Annotated in this window: 23 protein-coding genes; 7 read left to right on the forward strand and 16 right to left on the reverse strand. The window is 62.0% G+C overall.

Features of this window, described 5'->3' with window-relative positions; translation table 11 throughout:
* The first annotated feature begins 541 nt into the window (after window positions 1–541).
* Together lexA and MHX63_RS01210 are read left to right on the forward strand one after the other, a co-directional pair.
* The gene (lexA, locus tag MHX63_RS01205; protein ID WP_239386885.1) at window positions 542–1,342 is read left to right on the forward strand and encodes a transcriptional repressor LexA; all 801 of its coding nucleotides are present in this window, start codon (window positions 542–544) and stop codon (window positions 1,340–1,342) included.
* Between the two features lie 63 nt (window positions 1,343–1,405).
* Window positions 1,406–2,203, forward strand: coding sequence for a DeoR/GlpR family DNA-binding transcription regulator (locus MHX63_RS01210; protein ID WP_239386887.1), 798 nt, complete (start codon window positions 1,406–1,408; stop codon window positions 2,201–2,203).
* On the opposite strand, the gene hflX is transcribed toward MHX63_RS01210, so the two are convergent.
* Window positions 2,204–3,658, reverse strand: a complete 1,455-nt coding sequence (gene hflX / locus MHX63_RS01215; RefSeq protein WP_239386888.1) for a GTPase HflX — start codon at window positions 3,656–3,658, stop codon at window positions 2,204–2,206.
* Between the two features lie 68 nt (window positions 3,659–3,726).
* Here hflX and MHX63_RS01220 point away from each other — a divergent pair, with 68 nt between their 5' ends.
* Window positions 3,727–4,506 carry a hypothetical protein gene (locus tag MHX63_RS01220; protein WP_239386889.1) on the forward strand — a complete coding sequence of 260 codons (780 nt, stop codon included), beginning with the start codon at window positions 3,727–3,729 and terminating at the stop codon, window positions 4,504–4,506.
* Window positions 4,507–4,513: 7 nt separating this feature from the next.
* On the opposite strand, the gene dapF is transcribed toward MHX63_RS01220, so the two are convergent.
* Entirely contained in the window at window positions 4,514–5,380 is an 867-nt protein-coding gene (dapF, locus tag MHX63_RS01225; protein WP_239386890.1) for a diaminopimelate epimerase, read from the reverse strand.
* Between the two features lie 17 nt (window positions 5,381–5,397).
* On the reverse strand, window positions 5,398–6,330 hold the full coding sequence (gene miaA, locus MHX63_RS01230) for a tRNA (adenosine(37)-N6)-dimethylallyltransferase MiaA (protein ID WP_239386891.1): 933 nt from the start codon (window positions 6,328–6,330) through the stop codon (window positions 5,398–5,400).
* 121 nt (window positions 6,331–6,451) lie between these two features.
* Between miaA and MHX63_RS01235 the strand changes: the two genes are divergently transcribed.
* Window positions 6,452–7,795 (forward strand): DUF349 domain-containing protein, encoded by a 1,344-nt coding sequence (locus MHX63_RS01235; RefSeq protein WP_239386892.1) that lies wholly within the window; start codon window positions 6,452–6,454, stop codon window positions 7,793–7,795.
* Here the strand turns inward: MHX63_RS01235 and MHX63_RS01240 are convergent.
* From MHX63_RS01240 to MHX63_RS01260, 5 genes are all read right to left on the reverse strand, one after another.
* Entirely contained in the window at window positions 7,792–8,517 is a 726-nt protein-coding gene (locus MHX63_RS01240; RefSeq protein WP_239386893.1) for a hypothetical protein, read from the reverse strand. The genes MHX63_RS01235 and MHX63_RS01240 overlap by 4 nt on opposite strands.
* Window positions 8,510–10,048 carry a tRNA (N6-isopentenyl adenosine(37)-C2)-methylthiotransferase MiaB gene (gene miaB, locus MHX63_RS01245; RefSeq protein ID WP_239386894.1) on the reverse strand — a complete coding sequence of 513 codons (1,539 nt, stop codon included), beginning with the start codon at window positions 10,046–10,048 and terminating at the stop codon, window positions 8,510–8,512. The genes MHX63_RS01240 and miaB overlap by 8 nt, the downstream gene beginning before the upstream one ends.
* 65 nt (window positions 10,049–10,113) lie before the next feature.
* On the reverse strand, window positions 10,114–10,710 hold the full coding sequence (recX, locus tag MHX63_RS01250; RefSeq protein WP_239387142.1) for a recombination regulator RecX: 597 nt from the start codon (window positions 10,708–10,710) through the stop codon (window positions 10,114–10,116).
* A gap of 2 nt (window positions 10,711–10,712) precedes the next feature.
* Window positions 10,713–11,840: a recombinase RecA gene (recA, locus tag MHX63_RS01255; protein ID WP_239386895.1), complete on the reverse strand. Its 1,128-nt coding sequence runs from the start codon at window positions 11,838–11,840 to the stop codon at window positions 10,713–10,715.
* A gap of 244 nt (window positions 11,841–12,084) precedes the next feature.
* On the reverse strand, window positions 12,085–12,291 hold the full coding sequence (locus MHX63_RS01260; RefSeq protein WP_239386896.1) for a DUF3046 domain-containing protein: 207 nt from the start codon (window positions 12,289–12,291) through the stop codon (window positions 12,085–12,087).
* Window positions 12,292–12,374: 83 nt separating this feature from the next.
* On the opposite strand from MHX63_RS01260, the gene MHX63_RS01265 reads away from it, so the two are divergent.
* The 3 genes from MHX63_RS01265 to MHX63_RS01275 are packed head-to-tail and all read left to right on the forward strand — an operon-like array spanning window position 12,375 to window position 14,289.
* Window positions 12,375–12,956 carry a biotin transporter BioY gene (locus MHX63_RS01265; protein WP_255710132.1) on the forward strand — a complete coding sequence of 194 codons (582 nt, stop codon included), beginning with the start codon at window positions 12,375–12,377 and terminating at the stop codon, window positions 12,954–12,956.
* A 3-nt stretch (window positions 12,957–12,959) separates the two neighbouring features.
* On the forward strand, window positions 12,960–13,655 hold the full coding sequence (locus MHX63_RS01270; RefSeq protein ID WP_239386897.1) for an energy-coupling factor ABC transporter ATP-binding protein: 696 nt from the start codon (window positions 12,960–12,962) through the stop codon (window positions 13,653–13,655).
* Between the two features lie 7 nt (window positions 13,656–13,662).
* Complete coding sequence (locus MHX63_RS01275; RefSeq protein ID WP_239386898.1) at window positions 13,663–14,289, forward strand: energy-coupling factor transporter transmembrane protein EcfT; 627 nt, start codon at window positions 13,663–13,665, stop codon at window positions 14,287–14,289.
* 9 nt (window positions 14,290–14,298) lie between these two features.
* On the opposite strand, the gene MHX63_RS01280 is transcribed toward MHX63_RS01275, so the two are convergent.
* From MHX63_RS01280 to MHX63_RS01315, 8 genes are all read right to left on the reverse strand, one after another.
* The gene (locus MHX63_RS01280) at window positions 14,299–15,141 is read right to left on the reverse strand and encodes a PspA/IM30 family protein (RefSeq protein WP_239386899.1); all 843 of its coding nucleotides are present in this window, start codon (window positions 15,139–15,141) and stop codon (window positions 14,299–14,301) included.
* A gap of 94 nt (window positions 15,142–15,235) precedes the next feature.
* On the reverse strand, window positions 15,236–15,592 hold the full coding sequence (locus tag MHX63_RS01285) for a helix-turn-helix domain-containing protein (RefSeq protein WP_370643952.1): 357 nt from the start codon (window positions 15,590–15,592) through the stop codon (window positions 15,236–15,238).
* A gap of 43 nt (window positions 15,593–15,635) precedes the next feature.
* Window positions 15,636–16,151 carry a CinA family protein gene (locus tag MHX63_RS01290; protein ID WP_239386900.1) on the reverse strand — a complete coding sequence of 172 codons (516 nt, stop codon included), beginning with the start codon at window positions 16,149–16,151 and terminating at the stop codon, window positions 15,636–15,638.
* The gene (gene pgsA, locus MHX63_RS01295; RefSeq protein ID WP_239386901.1) at window positions 16,152–16,754 is read right to left on the reverse strand and encodes a CDP-diacylglycerol--glycerol-3-phosphate 3-phosphatidyltransferase; all 603 of its coding nucleotides are present in this window, start codon (window positions 16,752–16,754) and stop codon (window positions 16,152–16,154) included.
* 6 nt (window positions 16,755–16,760) lie between these two features.
* A complete protein-coding gene (locus MHX63_RS01300; RefSeq protein ID WP_239386902.1) occupies window positions 16,761–17,780 on the reverse strand; it encodes a TerC family protein in 1,020 nt (339 codons plus the stop codon).
* A 225-nt stretch (window positions 17,781–18,005) separates the two neighbouring features.
* Window positions 18,006–21,104: a DNA translocase FtsK gene (locus MHX63_RS01305; RefSeq protein ID WP_239386903.1), complete on the reverse strand. Its 3,099-nt coding sequence runs from the start codon at window positions 21,102–21,104 to the stop codon at window positions 18,006–18,008.
* 89 nt (window positions 21,105–21,193) lie between these two features.
* A complete protein-coding gene (locus tag MHX63_RS01310) occupies window positions 21,194–21,838 on the reverse strand; it encodes a TIGR03085 family metal-binding protein (RefSeq protein ID WP_239386904.1) in 645 nt (214 codons plus the stop codon).
* A gap of 27 nt (window positions 21,839–21,865) precedes the next feature.
* Entirely contained in the window at window positions 21,866–23,989 is a 2,124-nt protein-coding gene (locus tag MHX63_RS01315; protein ID WP_304504253.1) for a ribonuclease J, read from the reverse strand.
* Between the last annotated feature and the right edge of the window lie 7 nt (window positions 23,990–23,996).

The raw sequence follows: 23,996 nt of genomic DNA on the forward strand, positions 1-23,996 counted from the left end.
GCGATCCGCGCCGCTCTATTCCTAGATATCGAACGGACTACAGGTGCTGCAGGGTAACCATAGGTGTTCGATTTCACTTCTACGCCCACTTGCTCCCAATCTGGCTTGAGAACCCGCGGCTGACGCAGAGGTGCTACCCGATCATGCCGCGTTACCCGGTGGCGCGTTGCGGACGGGCGGAACGTTGCAGACTGGCGGAACATCGAAGGACGTACAATTGAGGTGGTCATATGCTAACTCCTTAGTGGATCGGCACCATCTTTTAGGCAGTGCTCAAAACTTGCTTCGCTGTGGTTCACAGTGAACCATCCGCGCCAGACAGGTTGTGGTTAATTATTAGAACGCTAGATCATGTGTTCTAATTTTGGTTACGCTCGTGAATTTAGCACGCCTGTTCGAAGGTGTCTAGTGAAATTCCGAACTTTTCGAACACATACACTAGAAATTCCGGTTTTATCGGGTAAAGTCAGTGGAGACAGCTAAAGCGAACAGCTAATGCCCAGTACCGAATCAACACCGAATACCGAGTGAGGTAGATCCCGTGAGCACCGACGATTCCACCGATAGCTCCACACCGCGCCCACGGCTTGGCCGTCCGCCGAAGTCGGAGGCCGACAAGCGTGCGGAGAAGCAAGCGCAGAAGGACGGCCAGAAGCCAGCCTTGAGCACCCGTCAGCGCCGAATTCTCGAGGTCATTAAGGACTCGACGGTCATCCGTGGCTATCCGCCGAGCATCCGGGAGATTGCGGATGCAGTAGGGCTACATTCCACTTCCTCCGTCTCCTACCACCTCACTCAGCTTGAGAAGCGCGGCTACCTCCGCCGCGACGGCAAGCGTCCCCGTGCCGTTGACGTACGTGCGTTCGACGGCGGACAACTGGACAACGAGGGTACTAAGGGCAACGCAACCAAACCCAAGGCGAACGCTTCAGCCTCGGAGCAGACGGTCGACGGTGAGGCCATGCCAGAGGCAACCTATGTTCCAGTTGTCGGCCAGATCGCTGCCGGTGCTCCAATCCTCGCAGAGCAAAACGTCGAAGCTCACTTCCCTCTCCCCCAGGAGCTCGTGGGCAATGGCGAGCTTTTCCTGCTCCAGGTCGTGGGTGAGTCAATGCACGACGCAGGTATTTTCAACGGCGACTGGGTGGTTGTTCGCTCGCAATCCGTCGCGGAGTTCGGCGACTTCGTGGCGGCAATGATCGACGGCGAGGCAACAGTCAAGGAGTTCCAGAAGGATTCCGACGGCCTGTGGCTGATCCCCCACAACCCGCTATTCGAGCCCATTCCCGCCGAGGAAGCGACGATCCTGGGTAAGGTCGCCGCGGTCCTGCGCAAGATCTAGGTTCCCCCCCCCATTGGTTCTGACGCCGCCGTTTCCCGCCCGCAAGCAACTAAAGTGACGCTTATGGAATCAGCAGAACGGCGCCGTCAAATACTCTCCCTCACCGCCATTCACGGCAGGGTAACTGTGAATGAGCTGGCGGAGAAGTTCGGCGTCACTGCAGAAACAATTCGCCGTGACCTCGCGATCCTCGACGACGGCGGCGAACTCTTCCGCGTCCACGGCGGCGCCGTACCCGTACAAAACTTCCGCACCGACTTCACCACGCTCGCCACCAGGTCAAAGGCCGCCCTCGGGGCCAAGCGCACCATCGCCCAGGCAGCGGTGAAGCTACTTCCGCCCTCTGGCACCATCTTCATAGACGCTGGCACCACTACCGGTGTGTTCGCCGAGGCGATCGCAGATGCCAACGCAACGAACGATCCGAAGCTCATGGCACCGAAGTTGAACATCGTGACGAACTCGTTGTTCATCGCCACTACTCTCGCGGAATCCCCTCGCTGCGATGTGCAGTTGATCGGTGGGCACGTCCGGGCGGCCTCCCAGGCCGTGGTCGGAGACCTAGCCACCCGCGCCCTGGGCGTATTGCATGCGGATGTGGCCTTCATCGGCACCAACGCGCTCACCATCGACCACGGTCTTTCTACTCCTGACGCCCAAGAGGGGGCCATCAAGCGCGCCATGGTCGCCAACTCCGATTCGGTAGTCACCCTGTGCGATTCCACCAAGTTCGGCCTCGATTACCTCGTCAGCTTCGCCAGCATTGACGACATAGCCGCCATCGTTACCGACCGCGGTGCCCCCGAGCCCTATGTCAACGAGCTAAGAAACTTAGGCATCGACGTCACCTTCGCAGACTAGTTACTCGGTGACGACAAACTCCTCCAGCTCCGCCACAACCACCTTCGGCAGACGCACATCCAGACGAGTTCCGTCCGCGTCGTAATCCTCGCCAATAACCGTTCCCAGCTCGTGGACCTTGGCCACCACATCGCCACGGTCAAACGGCACATGCAGGATCACGTGAGAATCCAGCGAGTTGAGGAATAACTCCAGCTGGGCCTCCAATTCCGGAATGCCCTCCCCCGTCTTCGCGGACACGTACACTGCATCCGGTATGCGGTGGCGCAGCTCCGCCAGCACCAGTGGGTCGGCGGCGTCGATCTTGTTGATGACCAAGATCTCCGGCGGAGCCTCCTGCCCGGATTCCTCTACGATCCCACCGATCACGGTGTTCACCGCCTTGATCTGCTCCAGCGGGAACGGGTCGGAGCCATCCACAACGTGCAGCACCACATCGGCGGCCAGTACTTCCTCCAGAGTGGAACGGAACGCCTCCACCAGCTGCGTGGGCAAGTGGCGGACGAAGCCCACCGTGTCGCTGAACACCACTGTGCGGCCATCCGCCAGGCTGGCGCGGCGCGTCGTCGGGTCCAGGGTGGCGAACAAAGCGTTTTCGACCAGCACACCCGCTCCCGTCAGCGCGTTGATCAGAGAGGATTTGCCCGCGTTCGTGTAGCCCGCAATCGCGATCTGGGGAATCGCAGAGGCGTCGCGGCGCTCGCGTTTGATCTCGCGGGAGGTCTTCATCGCCGCGATCTCCTTGCGCAGCTTCGCCATGTCGGAGCGCAAACGACGGCGATCCGCCTCAATCTTCGTCTCACCAGGTCCGCGCAGTCCCACGCCGCCGTTGGATCCCGCGCGACCGCCGGCCTGTCGGGACAGTGTGCTACCCCAACCGCGCACCCGCGTGATGAGATACTCCATCTGTGCCAGAGAGACCTGCGCCTTGCCCTCCTTGGACTTCGCATGCTGGGCGAAAATATCCAGAATCAGCATGGTCCGGTCGATCACCTTGACGTCCAGCGCCTTCTCCAGCGCGATCATCTGACCTGGGCTCAATTCACCGTCGCAGACTACCGTATCGGCGCCGGTTTCCTGTACCACGGACTTCAGCTCCTCGACCTTGCCGCGGCCGATGTAAGTGCCGGAATCCGGCTTGTCGCGCCGCTGGTAGAGCATCTCCGCCACCTCGGAGCCTGCGGTTTCTGCCAGGGCTCGCAGCTCCTCCAGGCTCGCCTCCACCTGCGCGATCGTACCGGTGGTCCACACGCCAACCAGCACGACCTTCTCCAGCCTCAGCTTTCGATACTCAACGTCGTAACCGTCGGACTGCTCGTCTGTGTAGGTATTTACACCGCGGGATAGCCGTCGGAGGCTCGAGCGCGCCTCCAGATCGAGTTCGCCGACCGTGGGCGCCGCATGCGAATCATAAAGGTGTGTAGTGTGTTCGGCTTTATCCGTCTTTTCCGTCATTACGCTCTATTTTTACCTGTCAGGGGCGGTAAATAGGAAATTTGGTGCGGCGGACTAGAGTGGTGGGCATGATTCCTGAACTCCGCAGCATTGGTATGGATTTCCCCAAGTGGCAGCAGGCCCTCGAGTCCGCCTATAGCTCCGGCAACCTGGGCGTGTCGGGTGAGGTCCGCGGCGGCCAGGTTCTGCAGTTCGACGATCCCTCGGGCGCCCGCATGGTTGTGCTCGCCGTTGAGCCCTTCGGCTCCTTCGCCAGCTACACCGGGGGACTACCCGCCACCGCGCATCTGTCGATGCTGAACGACATCATCGGCGTGCTCGATGTAGTGGACGACAGCCCGATGCTGCAGATCTCCGGCCAGCAGGCACCGACGATTGCCTCGCTCACCGCCACCATCGCTCAAGGGCCTTTGCTTGTGGACGCCCCCTCGTTGGAGTACCACCAGTTCCACATTGGGGCTCTGGCCAACTCCGTACGCGTGTATGGGGATTCCACTGAGTTCGCCAAGGACGGCGGCCTGAAGGTTGGCGTGGTGGATTCGAAGGGATTGCAGGACATCAACTCTCCGGCCACTGCCCCGCATGCCACGGCGGAGATCGCGGTGGAGGCCTCCGGCTGGTCCCTCAAGGTCAACTCTCTGACGGGACAGAAGTTCTGGACCGCGACAGTGACCTCTCCCTTCGAGTTCACGGTGGTTCTTCCCGAGGACGCGGTCGACGAGGAGCTCGCACAGTCAGATGCCCCGCTGATCGTGGCCGGTACCGTGCAATTCACCGCCAGCACCGTGGACTCCGCTGGCTGCGGCGGAGCCTGCGGCTCCGGCAGCTGCGGCTGCGGTGGCCACTAGAAAGCCGTTAAAGCACAGTCTTTCCCCAGGCCACGATCGCCGAGGGCCCGCGGAGGATCGAACCGTCCTCGGAGATCTCCACCTGCACGGCTCCCCCTGGAACGTGCACGGTGACGGTGCCTGTGGCCAGTTCGGCGTCAGCAAGGGCAGAAACAGCGGCGGCGACGGTACCGGTGCCACACGAGCGAGTTTCCCCCACACCGCGCTCGTGGACGCGCATGTGCACCGCGTCCGCATCGTCCAGAGGCGTGAGAACCTCCAGGTTCACCCCTGCCGGGAAGAACTCAGGATCGAACTGCACCTGCTGGTCGATCGGCAGCTTCTGCAGCTCCAGCGTCGTGAGGTTGGGCACCACCGCGGCTAGGTGCGGGTTGCCCATATCCACGCCTAGCCCCGCGACCTTCATGTCGCCCACCTGTGCGGTAGAAACACCCAGCACTTCCGGGGTGCCCATCTCCACGCTCACGATCGCGTGTTCCTGGTTTTCTCCACTCAACTCGTGCACTTTCACCAGCTTGCGGCCCGCCCGGGTGCCAATGCCGAACTGTTCGCCGACGGTAACTTTCCCCTGTCGGCACAGCACGTGGGCGAAGGCGCGCACGCCGTTGCCACACATCTCCGCCAGGGAGCCGTCAGCGTTGCGGTAGTCCATGAACCATTCCTGACCGTGCACGCCCGCGGGAAGCTCGGCCAGAACGCCCGCGCTCACCAGGGCGTCACCGGTGGCAATGCGAATCACCCCGTCGCCGCCGATCCCGGCCCGCCGGTCTGTAAGGTGTCGCACGCGATCCTCAGTGAGGTTCACCTCGATTGCCTCGTCCATCAGGACAACGAAGTCGTTCTCCGTGCCGTGGGCCTTGATGAATTCGATCATGCAGAACACTCCCTTGCTTACTGCTGGCTGACAATCCCTAATGCTTCCGTTGCCGCGCGGACCGGGTCGGGTGAGTTGGCGTCAATCCAAATAATGCGCTTATCCCTGCGGAACCAGGAACGCTGCCGTCGAGCATAGCGACGGGTGCCGGTGATGGTGCGATCCACAGCTTCCTCAAAGGTGAGTTCGCCCGCGAAATAATCCAGCACCTGCGAATACCCGATCGCCTGGCCGGCGGTAGACTCACGGACCAGGCCATCGGCAACCAGAGTCCGCACCTCCTCGACTAGGCCTTGGTCGAACATCTGGCGCACGCGTAGCTCGATGCGGGGGTTCAGCCACTCGGCGGGCGCGTTCAGCCCCAGCAGGCGCATGTTCCAGCGGGGCGTGGAGTTCTTCGGTGGCTGTGAGGCCGCAAAGGGCTTGCCGGTCAGCTCGATGACTTCGAGGGCGCGGACGGTACGGCGCGGGTCGTTATCCTCAATGATGCGAGCAGCCTCGGGGTCGATCGTAGCCAGGTACTGATGCATGGCCGCTACCCCGCGGCTGTCGAGCTCGCGCTGCCACTTCTCACGCACCATCGGATCCGTGGGCGGAAAGTCCCACTCGTCCACCAGTGCCTGAATGTACATCATGGAGCCGCCGACGATGATGGGCGTCTTGCCCCTAGCAAGAATTTTTTCCACCGTCTCGATCGCCCCCGTGCGATACTCCGCCACGCTTGCGGGCTTGGTAACCGACCAAATATCCAGCTGGTGGTGCGGAATCCCCTGCCGCTCTGCCGGCGGAACCTTCGCCGTTCCGATATCCATGCCGCAGTACAGCTGCATGGAATCGATGTTCACCACCTCCCCGTCCAGCCGCTTGGCCAGCTCCAGGGAGATCGCCGTCTTGCCAGAGGCGGTGGGACCAACGACTGCGATCGGTCGGATCTCAGTGGAAGAACTCATGGAAACCCAGTCTAGCGGTGCGGCTGGTGTAATAATTACTTCATTGCCCTATACGAGGCTAAAAGGCTACAAGGCGTATAAGGCGATTGGCATGTTTTGGTTTTAGGTAGGAGTACCCGCAATGACTGATCCCACGAATCCTCGTCCGGTCCCGAAGCCCGGCCCAAAGCCGGGTCCCAAGCCAGGCGCCAAGCCTGGGCTGAAGGGAGTGCAGACCGGGGGTGTCAGCATCCCCAAGAACGACCCCGCGAAATTCGGCCGTGTGGACGCTGACGGCGTGGCATGGCTGAAGACCGCCGACGGCGAGCGCCAGATCGGAGAGTTCAAGGCCGGTACCCCCGAAGAGGGGCTGAAACACTTTGGCGCCCGCTACGACGACCTGAGCACTGAAGTGCAGATGCTCGAGGCGCGTCTGCAAAGCCACCCGGAACAAGCCCAGACCATCCGTCACGACGCGAAGATTCTGCAGGATTCCCTTCCCACCACAGCCGTCATCGGCGACATTGCCGCCCTGGAGGCCCGCCTAGAAAAAATTTCCCAGCACGCCCAGACCGCCGAGAAGCAGGTCGCGGAGGCGAAGCAGGAGCGCCGCGATTCCGCGCTGGCGCAGAAGGAAGAGCTGCTGGGAGAAGTCGAGGGCATCGCCGCAGCCGACCCGTCGACGCTGAACTGGAAGCGCTCCGGCGAGCGCATCCGCGCGATCGTCGAACAGTGGCGCGGCATCAAGGGAGTCGAGCGTTCCACCGACGACGAGCTGTGGAAGCGCTTCTCCAAGGCACGCTCCGAGTTCAACCGCAAGCGTCAGGCGCACTTCGACGAGCTGGACCGCAACCGCGAACGGGCACGGCTGAAGAAGGAAGAGCTGATCGAGCAAGCCGAGGCGCTACAGGATTCCACAGAGTGGGGGCCAACCAGCGCTAAGTACCGCGACCTGATGAGCCAGTGGAAGGCTGCCGGCCGCGCACCGCGCAACGTCGACGACCAGCTATGGGAGCGGTTCCGCAAGGCACAGGACGTGTTCTTCGCCGCCCGCAAGGCGGATTCTGCCGAGCGTGACAAGGAGTTCGAGGCCAACGCAGACGCCAAGCAGGCCCTCATCGACGAATACTCCCCCAAGGTTGATCCACAGGCGCACGGTGTGGACAAAGCCCGCAAGGTTCTGCACGAGCTGCAGGAAAAGTGGGAGCAAATCGGCTTCGTCCCGCGCGGTCGTGTGCGCGAGTTCGAGGACAAGATCAAGGCCATCGAAGCCCGCGTGGAGGAGGCTGCGGATGCCGAGTGGCGCCGCACCGACCCGGAGGCTCAAGCGCGCGTGGCCCAGTTTCAGGCGAAGGTGGACCAGTTCAACCGCGAGGCCGAGGCCGCGGAGAAGGCGGGCAAGTCCGCTAAGGCAGAGAAGCTGCGTGGCCAGGCCGCGCAGTGGCAGGAGTGGGCGGACGCCGCCGCTGCCGCCGTGGAGGGCTAGTCCTCCTCGCCCTCCTGCTTTTCGAGCTTGGCCTTGCGCTCACGGCGGGCCTTCGCACGGGCGCGGCGGTCATCCACGATCACCGCATCCTCGCGATCCTCGATACCGGTGCGTAGGCGCTGCTGCGCCAGGCGGGATTCTTCGTCGCGGTGTGCTTCCTCGCGCCGCGCCGCGGCCAGCGCCCGCTGCAGGGGGTTCTTTTGGAACACCACCGCGGACAGCGCATAGAAAAGCACCGTTAGCCCCACCAGGCTGATCAGCAGCGGGATTGCCGGACCGTCACCCGACTCCGTCGGCGGTTGCGTCTGGCGCACCCAGATCGCAAACACGTTGTACCACCAGGCCACACCTGCAAAGGCCCAGTTCACCCAGGCCACAATCCACGACTTCGAAACCAGTGTTCCGATGGTCAAAAGGATCGCCACGAGGCGCAGCCAAGAGAAAATCATCTCCGGCTTAGCCGTCGCGCCGTCCTGCGCCACCTGGGTGTTAAACAGCACGTCGTAGCCGCGTACATCCCCCGCGTGCGTTAAGAAGATCATCACGAGGGGTACCAGGAAGCCGAATACAATCAGCGGCACGTAGCGTCCCAGCACCACGCGCCCGGCAATCTTTCGCTCAGCGCCGCTGAGGTCACCCCGATACTGTGCCAGCGCGTCGTCCGCGACCTCCTGTTCGGAACTCTTGGTGCTGCTCTTGGCGCTCTTGTTATCACTACTCACAGCCGCATCCTCCCGTGCTGCATCCATCCGCCGCGGTCGCCTCGGGCTTCTTTATGCTCGGCATTCCTAGTCCAACGCCCACAGGCGCCGTAGTCGGGGTCTCCCCCAACTCTGTCATGTCCCCCGCCCGGGTGCGCGTGTGGCTCGCGACTCCGCCGTCGGCGATAAGGAAGTGCGGCGCGGCGTCAGTAATAACAACCTCCACTACGTCACCTGCCCGGATGTCGCCTTCGGGCGTGAAGTGCACGAGGCGACCGTCTCGGGAGCGGCCCGAACGGCGGTGGGTGCGGTCGTTCTTTCGTCCATCGGCCTGCACCAGCAGTTCCTGCGTGGTCCCGATGAGTTTGCGGTTCTCCTCTTCGCTGATGCGCTCCTGTAGTGCGAGAAGGCGCTCGTAGCGGTCCTGCACGACGGCCTTGGGTACCTGGTTTTTCATCTCCGCGGCCGGGGTTCCGGGGCGCGGTGAGTACTGGAACGTGAAGGCACTCGAAAAGCGGGCTTTCTCCACTACGTCCATCGTCGCCTGGAAGTCCTCCTCAGTTTCGCCGGGGAAGCCAACGATGATGTCGGTGGTGATCGCCGCGTGCGGGATACGTTCGCGCACCTTGTCGAGGATCCCCAAGAACTTCTTGGAGCGGTAGGAGCGCTTCATGTCCTTCAGTACCTTGTCCGACCCGGACTGTAGCGGCATGTGCAGCTGCGGGCACACGGCGGGGGTCTCGGACATCGCGTCGATCACGTCGTCGGTGAACTCGGCCGGGTGGGGGCTGGTGAAGCGGAGGCGTTCCAGGCCTTCGATTTCCCCGCAGGCGCGCAGAAGCTTAGAGAATGCGGTGCGGTCACGTTCGAGGGTTTCGTCTGCGAAGTTCACGCCGTAGGCGTTGACGTTCTGTCCGAGCAGCGTGACTTCGCTAACGCCTTGGTCTACCAGCGCCTTGACCTCAGCCAGGATCTCGCCGGGACGGCGGTCCTGCTCCTTGCCGCGCAGCGAGGGCACGATGCAGAAGGTGCAGGTATTGTTGCAGCCGACGGAGACGGAAACCCAGCCAGCGTAGGCGGATTCGCGCTTGGCGGGAAGTACGGAGGGGAATTCTTCGAGTGCGTCGAAGATCTCCACTTCTGCCTTGTGGTTGTGCGCCGAGCGCTCCAGCAGCGTGGGCAATGAGCCTAAGTTGTGGGTGCCGAAGACCACGTCGACCCATGGGGCTTTGTCCACCACGGTCTGCTTGTCCTTCTGCGCCATGCATCCCCCCACGGCGATCTGCATGCCGGGGTGCTCGTCCTTGATGGCCTTCATCTGGCCAAGGGTTCCGTAGAGGCGTTTGTCCGCGTTCTCGCGGACCGCGCAGGTGTTGAACACCACGACGTCCGGCGTGGCGCCCTCATTTGCGGGCACATACCCGGAGTCTTCCAGTAGGCCGGACAGTCGCTCGGAATCGTGGACGTTCATCTGGCAGCCGAAGGTGCGCACTTCGTAGGTGCGACCGGCGCCAGAGTTCTCGCTCGTTTGCGTCTGAATCGTCTGTGTCACGTGGATTACCCTACCCCTTTGCCCGCCGCGTTTAGAAAAGTGAGGTCCTTGCTAGTGGCGCCCCACTACAGCTCCTCTATTCGCGCATCCAGCGCGCGGCGTGCGTATGTCATCGCTATGCCCTGCGGGAATCCGCGACGCGCGGCCACGCCCACTACGCGGCGCAGCGCCTTGTCGTATTCCTTGCGGTCGGCGGGGCGGGTCTTTACGCTGCCTGCCTTCTTGGTCACGAGGTATTCCAGGATCTGTTCCTGGGATTCCTCGTCCACTTGTGCCAACGCATCCTCGATCAACGCCTGGGCAATGCCCTTGCGTTGCAGCTCTCGGCGCAGCACTGCGACAGACTTCTTCTGGTTTTTCTCCCGCTGCCGTACCCACTCTTTGGCAAACTCCGCGTCGTCCAGCATTCCATTAGCCCTGCAGCGGTCGATTACCTCCTCCACCCCCTCGGGTTCAAAGTCGGCGTCGAGCAGCCTCTGGCGCAGCTCCGCCGTGGAGCGTGCTCGATGGTTGATCAGCCGCACTGCCTTGGCCTTGATCGGCGCGAGCTTTTCCTCCTCCGCCGCATCCAGAAACACCTCGCCCTCTCCCGGCGAATAGTTGGCGATCGCCTGTCGCAGCGCTTCTATCTTCTGCTCGCGCTTCTTATGCCTTGTCGGCATCATTAGTTGGCATCGTCATCGTCGAAGTTCGGGCTCAGGTCGATGGGCTTATCCTCATCCGACTGGTCTCCAGCAGCTTCCCCAGCCGGCTCGTCCTTCATCTTGGCGTAGGGGCCAATCTTCAGTTCGCGCGCAATGCGATCCTCCAGCTCCGCGGATAGATCCGGGTTGTTCCTGAGGAATTCGCGGGCCTTCTCCTTGCCCTGGCCCAGCTGGTCGCCGTCGTAGGTAAACCAGGAGCCAGACTTCTTGATCAGACCGGTCTCCACGCCAAGGTCGATGATGGAGCCCTCCCGCGAAATACCTTCGCCGTAGAGGATGTCGAACTCCGCGATCTTGAACGGCGGCGAGACCTTGTTCTTCACGATCTTCAGGCGGGTTCGGTTACCCACCACGTCCTGGCCATCCTTCAACGCCTGGATGCGGCGAATGTCGCAGCGCACGGAGGCGTAGAACTTCAGCGCCTTACCACCGGTGGTGGTCTCCGGAGAGCCGAACATCACACCGATCTTCTCGCGCAGCTGGTTAATGAAGATCGCTGTCGTACCCGTCTGGTACAGCGCACCAGTCATCTTGCGCAGAGCTTGGCTCATCAGGCGGGCCTGCAGGCCAACGTGCGAATCGCCCATTTCGCCGTCGATCTCCGCCTTGGGGGTGAGCGCCGCCACGGAGTCCACCACGATGATGTCGATGGCGCCCGAACGGATCAACATGTCCGCGATCTCCAGCGCCTGCTCGCCCGTGTCCGGCTGGGAAACCAACAGCGCGTCCGTGTCTACGCCCAGCGCGCGGGCGTACTCTGGGTCCAACGCATGCTCCGCATCGACGAATGCCGCGATGCCGCCGGCACGCTGAGCCTCTGCGATTGCATGCAGCGCCACGGTGGTCTTACCGGAGGACTCCGGCCCGTAGATCTCCACCACGCGACCGCGCGGGAAACCACCAATGCCCAGCGCCGCGTTAATTGCGATGTTGCCGGAAGAAATTGCCTGGATTGGTGGGCGGGTATCGTCGCCCAGGCGCATGATCGCGCCCTTGCCGAAGTCCTTCTCGATCTGCGCCATCGCAAGCTCCAGCGCCTTCGACCGATCCTTCCCCGCCGCGGCGGTCTGCTTCTTCTTCGGTGGCATAGAGTTGCTGCTCCTTACATCTGCTGTGACGTCCGGTGTTTTCAGTTCCGGTGTGTTCAATATCGTCATCTTCTTCGCACCCCCGATCTACTTAGACCGGCAGTGCTCCGAAAAGGTTCATTGATAGTTGTACTCGACCGCGCGGACAACCATCGTTTCCGACACACACCCTACACGAACCTGTGTTCGATTGTTTAGCTGACCTTCCCACAAGAACGAACCGTGGGCGTCAATAGACAAAAAGCTAGATATCCTCACCCAAGCGACGCTCTTCAGGCACATCGAAGTCATCGCACAGCGCCAACCACACATCACGGGGATCATACCCTTGTTCGATTAGCGCGGCAGGCGTATCCCCCAGCGAGCTCAGCACATGAGTATCTGCAACAAAGGCTCGGAAGCTATCTCCGAACTCGCCCAAAGTCAGCCGATCAAACTCTGTTCTGCGCATGGTCTACCAATCTACACCCCCGCCCAAGAACCCCGCCTTGAACGGTGTTCAAGTTCTGAGATATCTGGGTTATTATCATATTTATGTCACACTCAGAAACTACAAAGATTAAGGCAGTAGACCTCGCATACATCGCCGTGTTCGCCGCCCTCATCATCGTGCTCGGCGGCGTGCAGTTGCCCATCGGCGTAGCCGGCGTACCCATCGTCCTACAAAACATGGGCATCGTCCTGGCTTCCCTCATTCTCGGCTTCTGGCGCGGCGGCCTGGCCACCACCCTATTCATCGCAGTGGGCTTCGTTGGCGTACCGAACATGGCCGGATGGAAGCCCGCCGCCGCAGCCGTCGCAGGCCCCACCGTCGGCTACATCGTCGGCTACGTCATCGCCGCTTTCGTCATCGGCCTTATCGCTCAGTACGCCCCGCGCAACACCAATGCGCGCGCCGCCGTGTTCTTCCTCGCGGGCATCCTGGGCGTGATCATCCAGTACCTCTGTGGATCGATCGGCCTGATGGCGCGCCTCGGCTACGACCTCGGCACAGCCCTGGCAGCCAATACCCCGTTCATCCCCGGCGACCTCATCAAGGTCACGCTCGCCGTCGCCATCGCTCTGGCTGTCACCAAGGCGGTGCCAGACCTGCTGCCAACCAAGCGCAAGGCTTAAAACATGCCCCTCATCGAATTCGAGAATGTGGGCGTCACCTTCGATACCTCTACAGGCCAGCGCACCGTCCTCCAGAACATTAACCTCTCCCTCGACGAACGCCGCATCGGCATTATCGGCGCCAACGGCTCCGGCAAGTCCACCCTGGTGCGCCTCATCAATGGCCTTACGGAACCCAGCAGTGGAAGGGTGCGCGTCGCGGGGCTCGATGTGGCCAAGCGCGGGCGCGAGGTGCGGCGCAAGGTAGGGTTTGTTTTTAGTGACGCCGACAACCAGATCATCATGCCCACGGTCGCCGAGGACGTCGCGTTCTCTCTGCGTTCAACTACCAAAAGCGGCCGCGAAAGGGAGGAAAAGGCAGCTGCAATGCTGCACACCATGGGGCTGGAACACCTAGCGGACGCCTCCCCCCACTTCCTTTCCGGCGGCGAGAAGCAACTGTTGGCGCTGGCCTCTGTACTGGTCGTAGAGCCAGAGCTGGTGATCGCCGACGAACCCACTACCCTGCTGGATCTCGGCAACCGCCGGATGATCGCTCGCAGGCTGGCCGACCTCCCGCAGCAACTGATCGTGGTTACGCACGACCTAGAGTTGCTGGAAAACATGGATCGCGTTCTGTGGATCGCCGACGGCGACGTACGGGGGGATGGCCCGGCCGAACGCGTCATCTCCGACTACGTAGCGAGCTTCGGCGGGTAGGTAAGCAATGGCAAAGTCCCTCCACATCAATGTCCCGCTGTCGGTGTACCACCCAGGACAGTCGATTCTGCACCGCGCCCGGCCGGGGCTAAAAATTTTGTTGCTCTTCTTGTTCCTGGTCGGCAGCGCCATCTGGGCAACTGTGCCGTGGCAGGCAGGGGTGGTAGCCGCCTTCACCATCGCGTGCTATTTGGTGGCGCGCATCCCCGTGGGCTTGGCGCTGCGCCAGTTGTTCGCGCCCGCCGTACTGCTGCTAGCCTTCGCCGCGCTGCTGTGGTGGCAACGGGACTTCCCTACAGCGCTGACCTACTTCGTGGTGATCCTCTCCGCGGTGGCCATGGCAACTCTGCTGACCCTAACGACCACCATCGGACAGCTCATGGACGCTGTCGAGGCCGGCCTGCGGCCCCTGGGCAGGATCGGCCTGCCGGTAGAAACTATCAGCCTACTGGTGGCACTGACCATCCGCCTGATTCCGCTGACGGCACTGACGGTCAACGAGGTACTGGACGCAAGAAAAGCACGGGGCGCGTCGCGCTCCGTGCTTGCCTTCGGCGTGCCGGTGATTGTTCGCAGCCTTTTGCGAGCCCGTCGCCTCGGAGAGGCGCTGAAGTCCCGCGGGGTCGGTAACTAGCCGGAAGAACTAGCTTTCGCCACGCAGCTGGCGCATGCGCTCGGCCACTGCATCCTGGCTGACGTTGCCCGCCTGCGGCTGGGCCTGTTCGATGGCCTCCTGCTGCTGTGCTCCACTCAGCTGATTCTTCGCGCCACCTTGCATCTCTGCACGGATCTGCTCCAGGCGGGAGTGTCCGGCCATCTGGATTCCGGCCTGCTCCACCTCCGCCATGCGGCCCTGCACAGAGTTCTGTGCCAGCTCGGCCTGGCCGAGGGCGTTGGCGTAGCGGCGTTCGACCTTTTCGCGCACCTGGTCCAGGTTCGGGGATCCATTGGAGGTAACGGCATTCATGGACTGCAGGGAGTCGGCAACCTTCTCCTGCATCTTCGCCTGCTCCAGCTGGCTCAGCAGCTTGGTGCGCTCCGCGGCCTTCTGCTGCAGCTGCATGGAGTTGCGCTCCACGGCCTGCTTGGCCTGCGCGGCCTGCTGCAGGGCCTGGTCGTGCAGGCTCTTCATGTCCTCCACCGACTGCTCCGCCGTCACCAGCTGTGCGGCGAAGGCTTCGGCAGCGTTTTCGTACTCCATGGCCTTCTGCTGGTCACCCTGAGCGCGGGCCTTGTCGGCGAGGTTCAGCGCCTGCTTGGTGTTGGCCTGCAGCTTCTCTACCTCTTCGAGCTGGCGGTTCAGCTTCATCTCCAACTGACGCTGGTTGCCGATAACCGCCGCTGCCTGCTGGGATAGTGCCTGGTGCTGCTTCTGCGCCTCTGCGATGGCCTGTTCGATCTGAATCTTCGGATCGGCGTTTTCTTCGATCTTGTTATCGAAGAGCGCCATCAGGTACTTCCACGCCTTCACGAACGGATTGGCCATGAGCTATTGCTCCTTCATTGAGAGGTTAAAACGGGCTAAAAGTATTTCTTTTGCGCGGATAATACTACCAAGAATCCTCCGCGCACCCTTGCACTTAGGCTCGTTCGACGGCCCCCGCTGCCATGTTCGCAGCCAGCTCGGCGGCCGCCGCATCCAGAGCCATCATCGACGCAGCTTCCAAGATCACCGAAGCCACCGAAACGGCCATTGCATGGCACACGCTGGCCAGCAGCTCAGAGGAAACTTCCTTGCGGCCGCGCTCCAGCTCCGAAAGATAGCCCGGGCTGACATTTGCCAGCGAGGCCAACTGGCGCAACGTAAAACCGTTGTTGGTGCGGTATTCCTTCAGGGTCGCACCCAGTGCCTCCCGCAGCAGCGGTTCGTCCGCGGGCATCCGCTCGGACGGACGCTCCACCGCAACCGTATCCATGACCATAGTATTGTGATTCATCAATCATCCCAACGTCTCGGGCGACGAATTTGTTCCCGCCAGTTTACGCGCAAGCCATTTCCAGCGCGCGGTTTACGCTGAACCGGCGAATCTCTGCCCGCAGCTGCGCCGCATCCAGCCCTGCGAACTCGCCTTCGTTAACCAGCCGCGCATACTCTGCGTACAGATTTTCCACCCGCGCTCCCCGCACACTGTCGTAGACGGCAATGAAGACCTCTCCCGCCGGGTGCCCATCTTGTGGGTCGGGACCGGCCACGCCCGTCAGCGCCACGCCAACATCTGCTCCGCAACGCCGCGCCGCTCCCGCTGCTAATTCCGCCGCGGTCTCCGCCGCCACCGGTCCATGTGCGCGCAGGGTTTCCTCGTTCACTCCCGCCAGGTCGTGCTTGAGTTCTGTTGCATAGACAATGACGCCACCGCGTAGGACCGCCGAAGCCCCAGGTACCTCTGCAACCGTGGCCGCGCACAGACCTGCGGTTAGGGATTCTGCCGTCGCGATGGTCAGCCCCCGCCGGGTGAACTCCCGGACTAGGTGTTCGGCGGCGGGGTTCACCGTCATCTAGGCGTTTTCCTTGCGTGAATCCAGGATGTACTGCACCCCGGTCACTACTGTCTGTACCACGGCAACACCCATCACAATCACGGCGATGGTCTGCACCACCCCGCCGAACGGAAGAATGTAGAGGAACACCGCCAGGGTCTGCAGAACCGTCTTCAGCTTGCCGCCCTTGGAGGCCGGAACGACGTTGCCCTTGCGCGCCAGCACCATGCGCCAAACGGTGATGCCCAACTCACGCACCACGACGATCGCGGTAACCCACCACGGCAGCTCGCCCAAAATATTCAAGCTGACGAACGCGGAGATCATCAGTGCCTTATCTGCGATCGGGTCGGCCAGCTTGCCGAAGTCGGTGATGACCTCGTAGCGCCGAGCCAGGTAGCCATCCAGCTGGTCGGTGAACATCAACAGGCTAAAGGCAAGCAGCGCCCACCAGCGGTGAGCCAAATCTGGTTCGGCCCCCGGCACTGCCCAGTCCCCGGAGGTCAGAATCAGCCAGAGGAACACCGGGATCAGAGCAATGCGAATGCACGTGAGTACATTCGGCAAGCTCACGCTGTGGACGAAGGTGCCGAACGAAGATCGCGGTGCTGAAGTGTTCACAAGTACCTATCCTACCGTGGAGCTCTTCTCGTTTTCGGCCTGCTTCTTCTTGCCCACCGTCATGCTCAACACAGTGGTTACGACCAGCACGCCGACGATAACGATAAGCGACAGTTCCACGGAAACCTCGGGAACAGCAACCCCCTCGCCTCCGTTGATAAACGAAAGATTGTTCTCGTGCAGAGCGTGGAGAATCAGCTTCGTGCCGATGAAAGCCAGGATAATAAAGAGTCCATAACCCAGGTACACCAAACGTTCCAGCAGGCCGTCCAAGAGGAAGTACAGCTGTCGCAGCCCCATCAGAGCCAAGGCGTTGGTCGTGAACACGATGTACGGCTCACTAGTGATGCCGTAGATGGCGGGGATAGAATCGAGGGCGAACAGTACGTCCACGAAGCCGATGGCCACCAGGGCGATGAAAAGTGGCGTCAAGACCTTCTTGCCGTTTTCCTTAAACCACAAACGGTCCGACTCGTAGTGATCCGAGACATGGATAAACTTCCGGGTCATCTTGATGACCATCATGTCCTGCGGGTCCTTTTCCTCCTCGCCAGAGACCTCGTCCCACAGCAGCTTCGCCGCGGTCCACAGCAGGAACAGGCCAAACAGGTAGAACACGTCGGACCATGCCTCGATGATCGCCGCCCCCAGGGCGATGAAAATACCGCGCAGGATTAGCGCCAACGCGATGCCGATGAGCAGCACCTTTTGCTGGTACTTGCGGGGGATCTTAAAGGAGCTCAGGATCAGGGCGAAGATAAACAGGTTATCCACGCTCAATGCCTTCTCGGTGATGTAACCGGCGAAGAACTCCAGGCCGTGCTGGTGCGGGTTGCCAGGCTCCCCCCAGGTCAGCCAGAGGAAACCGCCGAAAAGGCAGGCGAGTGCCACGTAGAACAGGCTCCACAGTGCCGACTCCTTGATGCTCGGCTCGTGGGGTGTTTTGACGTGGCTATAGAAATCAAAGACGAAGAACCCGGCGACCACCAAGATGGTGATGGTCCACGTTAGGGCATTTACTTCCATGGAAAACCTCCGGTCGATAAAAACTCATCACTAAATAGACCGGAGGTCTCCCCTGCCCGTTCCATGAAAGTTGCGGGCCGACATGACCGGGAGGTTCGCGGATACTCCGCAACCGGCCGTGCTGACGATCAATGTCGAGGGCACCAAGCAAGCTTGGCGTTAGGGTACTCCCCTCCAACTGCCGACTACTCTACACCCTGCAGAAGCCAGCTGCGCTATAGGGGGCTACACGGCACCGCTCGGCGGGTTAGCTGCGACCACGCGCGTCCCGCCATCGCTGCCACCCTCGGCCGCGTCGGCACCATCAGCATCCGCCTCCATGACTTCCTTGGGAGCGTCCTCAGGGTTTGCTCCCTTAATCATCCAGAGCATCGTGTCGAGCTCCTCAGGCTTGACCAGCACCTCACGCGCCTTCGACCCCTCGGAGGGTCCGACCACGCCGCGGGTCTCCATCAGATCCATCAGTCGTCCGGCCTTGGCAAAGCCGATACGCAGCTTGCGCTGCAGCATGGATGTAGAGCCGAACTGGCTGGTGACCACCAGCTCCACGGCTTGCAGCAGATCCTCCAAGTCGTTGCCGATATCCGGGTCGATGTTCTTCTTCGCCTCGGCGGCCTTGTCCTCGGTAACACCCTCCGTGTAGTCGGGATCGGCCTGGTCCTTGGCGGCCTCCACGACGGCGGTGATTTCCTCATCTGTCACGAAAGCACCCTGAATGCGCTGCGGCTTGCCCGCGCCCTGCGGGATGAACAGCCCATCGCCCATGCCAATCAGCTTCTCTGCGCCGCCCTGGTCCAGGATCACGCGGGAGTCAGTGGAGGAACTGGTGGCGAAGGCCAGTCGGGAAGGAACGTTCGTCTTGATCAGGCCGGTGACCACGTCCACGGACGGGCGCTGTGTTGCCAGCACCAGGTGGATACCGGCGGCACGCGCCTTCTGGGTGATGCGCACAATCGAGTCCTCGATCTCGCGCGGGGCGGTCATCATCAGGTCAGCCAGCTCGTCGACCACGCACACGATGTACGGGTACGGGCGGTACTCGCGCTCCGAGCCCAGCGGGGTGGTGATCTCCCCGGACTTAACTTTGCGGTTGAAGTCCTTAATATGGCGCACGCGGCTGGCCTTCATGTCCATGTAGCGCTGCTCCATCTCCTCCACTAGCCAGGTCAGGGCGGCGGCCGCCTTCTTCGGCTGGGTGATGATGGGGGTAATCAGATGCGGGATGCCCTCGTAGGGAGTCAGCTCCACCATCTTCGGATCCACCAGGATCAGACGCACCTCGTCCGGAGTGGCACGAGTCAGCAGCGAAACCAGCATGGAGTTCACGAAGGCCGACTTACCGGAGCCGGTGGAACCCGCCACCAGCAAGTGTGGCATCTTCTGAATCGAGTGGGCCACGAAGTCGCCCTCGATATCCTTGCCCAGGCCAATGACCATCGGGTCGGCATCCCCGCACACCTTCGGTGCCTCCAGCACGTCGCCGAGGCGCACCATCTCGCGGTCCGTATTGGGCACCTCGATACCGACAGCGGACTTGCCCGGGATCGGGGTCAGTAAGCGCACGTTGTCGGTGGCTACCGCATAGGCCAGGTTGGACTGCAGGTTTGTGATCTTGGAGACCTTCACGCCCGGGCCGAGCTCAACCTCATAGCGGGTAACTGTCGGTCCGCGGCTAAAGCCCGTCACCTGCGCGTCGACGTTGAACTCCTCGAACACTTCAGTGATCGCCTCGATCATCCGATCGTTCGTTTCACTGCGGGTCTTCGGCGCATCTCCATTGAGCAGCAGGTTCGTCGACGGCAGCGCGTAGTCGCTGTCTTCCTTTTTCTCTGTAGCCTTTTTTGTGACGCCCTCAGACACATCCTCTTCCAGCTCCGATTTAGGCGTGGAGGCTGGAACGGCGGCAGCGTCAATCCCCGAGCGGGCGATGATGGCCTGTCGCACCGAGTCACTGGAGTCGACAACGGGATCCCGCTTGGGCTCCGGCTTGGACTCTACCTGGGGCTCCGGGTCGTCGTCCTCCAGCAGCTCTGCGACGTCCTCCACCTGTGGTGCAGGCTTCGGTTGACTGCGCTTCGATTCCGTGCGCTTTGACTGGGTACGCTTGCGCCGCTGCGGCGTACGAGAAGCCGTCGTATCGAGCACCAGGGTCTCGTTGGAATCAGCAGCGACGGAGTCATCCACATCGCCTCCCTGCTCCTCCACCGGATAATTGTCCATCGGCGTCCGGCGAGCAGCACGGGTGATCTGACGGTCGACGTGGCCGTACTGATCGTCCTCATCGACGTCATTTGCGTGGTCTTCGTAGTCGTCGTAATCATCGCTACCGCTGCCCTCGCGCCAGCTGCCCACACCCAGGAAGTCCGCTGCGAGGGTATAGATCTGCTTTACCGTCAGACCCGTGAGCTGCAATGCGCCGTACACAATCGCTAGTAGCAGTAGAGGAACGGCTAGGTAGGCGCTAAAGCCAACGGCCATCGGGGTACCAATGGCCTGGCCAACCAGGCCACCCGCGCTCGCCTTTCCGGCGCTGTCGGTGGGCTGGCCCGCGAAGATGTGAATGAGCCCCAGCATCGGCAGAACCACCAGCGCTAAGCCGATCCACAGGCGGACGGTAGAACGCTGAGTGCGCTCGATGCCAACCATCAGCACCCACGCAGCGAAGGCCATAGCGATCGGGACGACGTATCCGCCCGCGCCGATGATCCAGGTAAGAATCCCCGCGATGCCGTTGCCCACGGCACCGCCCACTCCAAACCACAAGGTCCCAGCGAGGATCAGAGCTACGGCGAACACGCCGATGGCGGCACCGTCATAGGAGCCGCCGATGCGCCTCGATCCGGCACCCTCGTTGGGTTCTTGGGCGTTGAAGTCGGCGTCAAAACCATCGTCCTCGGTGTCTGGCGTCCAGCCGTCGCTAGCGCGCGAACCGCGGCCAGCGTCAAGTCTGTTAGCTTGACCATTGCGGGATTTCCGCTGCTTTCCCCGCTTAGAGATCACCTGGGTTTCCGCCTCCTCTAGAAAATCTGCATCGTCATAAGAATCAAAGTCACCCGCGTTGCTGCGAGTCGTTAGGCGGCGGGTTAAGCCACCAATACCCCGTGCCGCACCACTAAACGCAGACCCCAGCGAATGGCCGACCACGCCAAAGGCGCTGCCGGTGCGTTCGAAGTCCTCGCCCCCGGCATAGCCAGAATAACCGGCACCGACCGGCGCGGAAGATCGCGAGTCTTCGAATCCACCGCGGCGGCCGGAGCTCGGCCGGTTGGCATGTGCACCCCTTCCTCGGGGCGCAGAACTGCGAGAAGGACTAGTAACAGACATGGCCACCACTTTAGTCGCACTGATCACAGTAGTCACATGAGCAACACGCGCTTTGTTCTAAAAAGATGCTCAGATTCGACGGACAATGTCTAAAACACGTGGCGCTTAACGCGTACGGTCGTGTCCTCATCCGCCGGGTTCAGAACAACGTCCACGGCGCCGTCACGTCCATACAGCCACAGCAGCAGCTCCCCGGCTTCGCCGCTTACCCGTACTTCGTCGGTGCTGTCGGCACCCGCACGGACCACAGCCGGCGCGGCGGCGTCGCTACGCTCCAGCACCACGTGAATCGTCGAGGAACGCAGGAAGAACTTCGCCATCTTTGACAGCGCCTTCCACAGGTCATCCCGCGCGGATTGCGGCAGATCGCGGGGAACGTACTCCCCTCCCCCACGGCGCAGATCCTCGTGGTGAACGAAGTTCTCGGCTAGGTTGGCGTACTTGTCCGCCAGGCGCAACGGATTCCACGTCGGCGGACCGTTGCGGTACATCTCCACCAGCTCACCATACGGCTTGGACTCGTAGTCGTGGCTGACGGAATCCAGGCGATTGGCAAGCCCCTTGAAGAACATGCCAGCGGCAGCATCCGGACGGTACTCGCGGATAACGAGATGGACCACCAAATCGCGAGCAGTCCAGCCCGCGCACAACGTAGGTGCGTCGGGACTGGACTGCTGTAGAAGGTTTGCCAGGGCTTCGCGTTCCGCTTGGGAGGTGTTCATGTTGTGTTCCATGCCACCCCAGCGTAGCGAAACCTTAGGCTAGACGGATTCGCGCGACTCTTCTTCCTCGAGTTCCTCGACAATCTCGGAACTCATCGGCACGACGGTCGGCACGATCATCGGCTTGCGGTTCCACTTGTCGGAGATCAGCTTGCCCACCTTGCGGCGGATAGCCTGCGCCATGCGGTAGGGATCGTTCTCGCCTTCGCCGGCCAGGTCGATCATGATGTTGTCGACCTTCTCCTGTATCTCCTTGAGCATGTCGCGGGCATCGTCGGAGAAGCCCTTGGCTTGCACGCTCGGAACCTCCAGCGGACGTCCGGTGCGGTTGTCGATGACGGTGGTAATGGAAATGAGGCCACCCTCGGACATCGCGGTGCGGTCCTCCAGGACGCCACTGTCGATATCGCCCATGCGGGTGCCGTCGACGTACAGGTTACCGACGGTGATCTGGCCGACCACCTTGGCGTGCCCATTGTGCAGATCGACAACCACGCCGTTCTGCGCCAGCGGGATGTTGTTCGGGTTAACACCGGTGCTGATTGCCAGCTCCTTGTTGGCGCGCAGGTGGCGCCACTCGCCGTGCACCGGCATTGCGTTGCGCGGACGGGCGGCGTTGTACAGGAACAGCAGCTCGCCCGAGTAGCCGTGGCCGGAGGTGTGCACCTTCGCGTCGCGGCCCGTGATCACGGTCGCGCCGATCTGGGAAAGCATGTTAATCACGCCGAACACCGCTTCCTCGTTACCCGGAACCAGGGAGGAGGACAGGATGATCAGATCGCCGTCGCGGACGGTGATCTGACGGTGCTCACGGCGAGCCATGCGCGACAGCGCGGCCATCGGCTCGCCCTGCGTACCGGTAGTAATCAGCACGACCTTGTGCGGAGCCATCTTGGAGGCTTCGTCCATAGAGACGATGGTGCCGCGCGGGACGTTCAGGTAACCCATGCGCTCTGCGATCTCCATGTTGCGGATCATGGAGCGGCCGTTGAAGGCAACCTTGCGGTTGGCCGCCACGGCCGCGTCCACGGCCGACTGCACACGGGAGACGTTCGATGCGAAGGAGGCGATGATGACGCGCTGCTTAGCGTCGCGCACCAGGCGCTTCAGCGTTGGCGCGATGTCAGCCTCGGAGCCGGATACGCCCGGGGTGGTGGCATTGGTGGAGTCACACAGGAACAGATCCACGCCCTCGTCGCCGAACCGAGACAGCGCGGGAAGATCCGTCGGACGTCCGTCCAGCGGGGTCTGGTCCAGCTTGATGTCGCCGGTGTGAACCAGCAGGCCAGCGCCGGTCTTCAGCGCGATGCCCAGGCAGTCCGGGATGGAGTGGTTCACTGCGAAGAAGCGCAGGTCAAACGGGCCACGACTCTCGTGGGAGTTCTCGTCGACCTCAATCAGCTTCGGGCGCTGGCGGTGCTCCTGAGTCTTCGCTGCGATCAAGGCGCACGTGAAGCGGGAGGCGATAATCGGAATGTCCGCGCGCTGCTTCAGTAGCCACGGGATAGCGCCGATGTGGTCCTCGTGACCGTGGGTGATGACCAGCGCTTCCACGCGGTCCCACTTGTCCTCCAGGTAGCTGAAGTCCGGCAGGATCAGGTCCACGCCCGGCTCACCGGAGCTCGGAAACAGCACACCACAGTCGATGATCAGCAGGCGGCCTTCGTACTCAAAGACCGTCATGTTGCGGCCGATCTCGGAGATACCGCCCAGCGCGACAATACGCAGGCTGCCCTTCGGCTGCTTCGGCGGCTTCGGCAGGCGCTGCGTCAGGTCCGCGCCCTGCATGGCCTTCAGTGCGCCCTTGCGACGGTCGCCACCGCGACCCCGGCCACGGCCCTTGCCACCGCCGTTGTTCCGGTTGCCACCGTTGTTGTTGCCGTTGTTGCCGCCGATGCCGCGGCCCCGACCACGGGAGCGACGGTTACGGTTGCGGTTCCCGCCACCGTTGTTGTTCTTGTTGCCGCCGTTGTCGGCAGAGTCGTTGTTATCGGTGCCGCCGGAGTTGTTGTTGCTGTTGTTCTTAGCGACGCCACCATCGTTGAAAACCGTCGCAGCCTCAGAGTTAGAGACCGGGGTGTTGTCCGATTGTGCTTCCGCTTCGGCGCTCGGCGGAGCGGCCTTCCGAGTAACCTTGCGGCCTCGGGAACGTTGTTCAGTCATATTTTCC

Source organism: Corynebacterium sp. ACRQK, from assembly GCF_022345965.1.
Taxonomy (GTDB): domain Bacteria; phylum Actinomycetota; class Actinomycetes; order Mycobacteriales; family Mycobacteriaceae; genus Corynebacterium.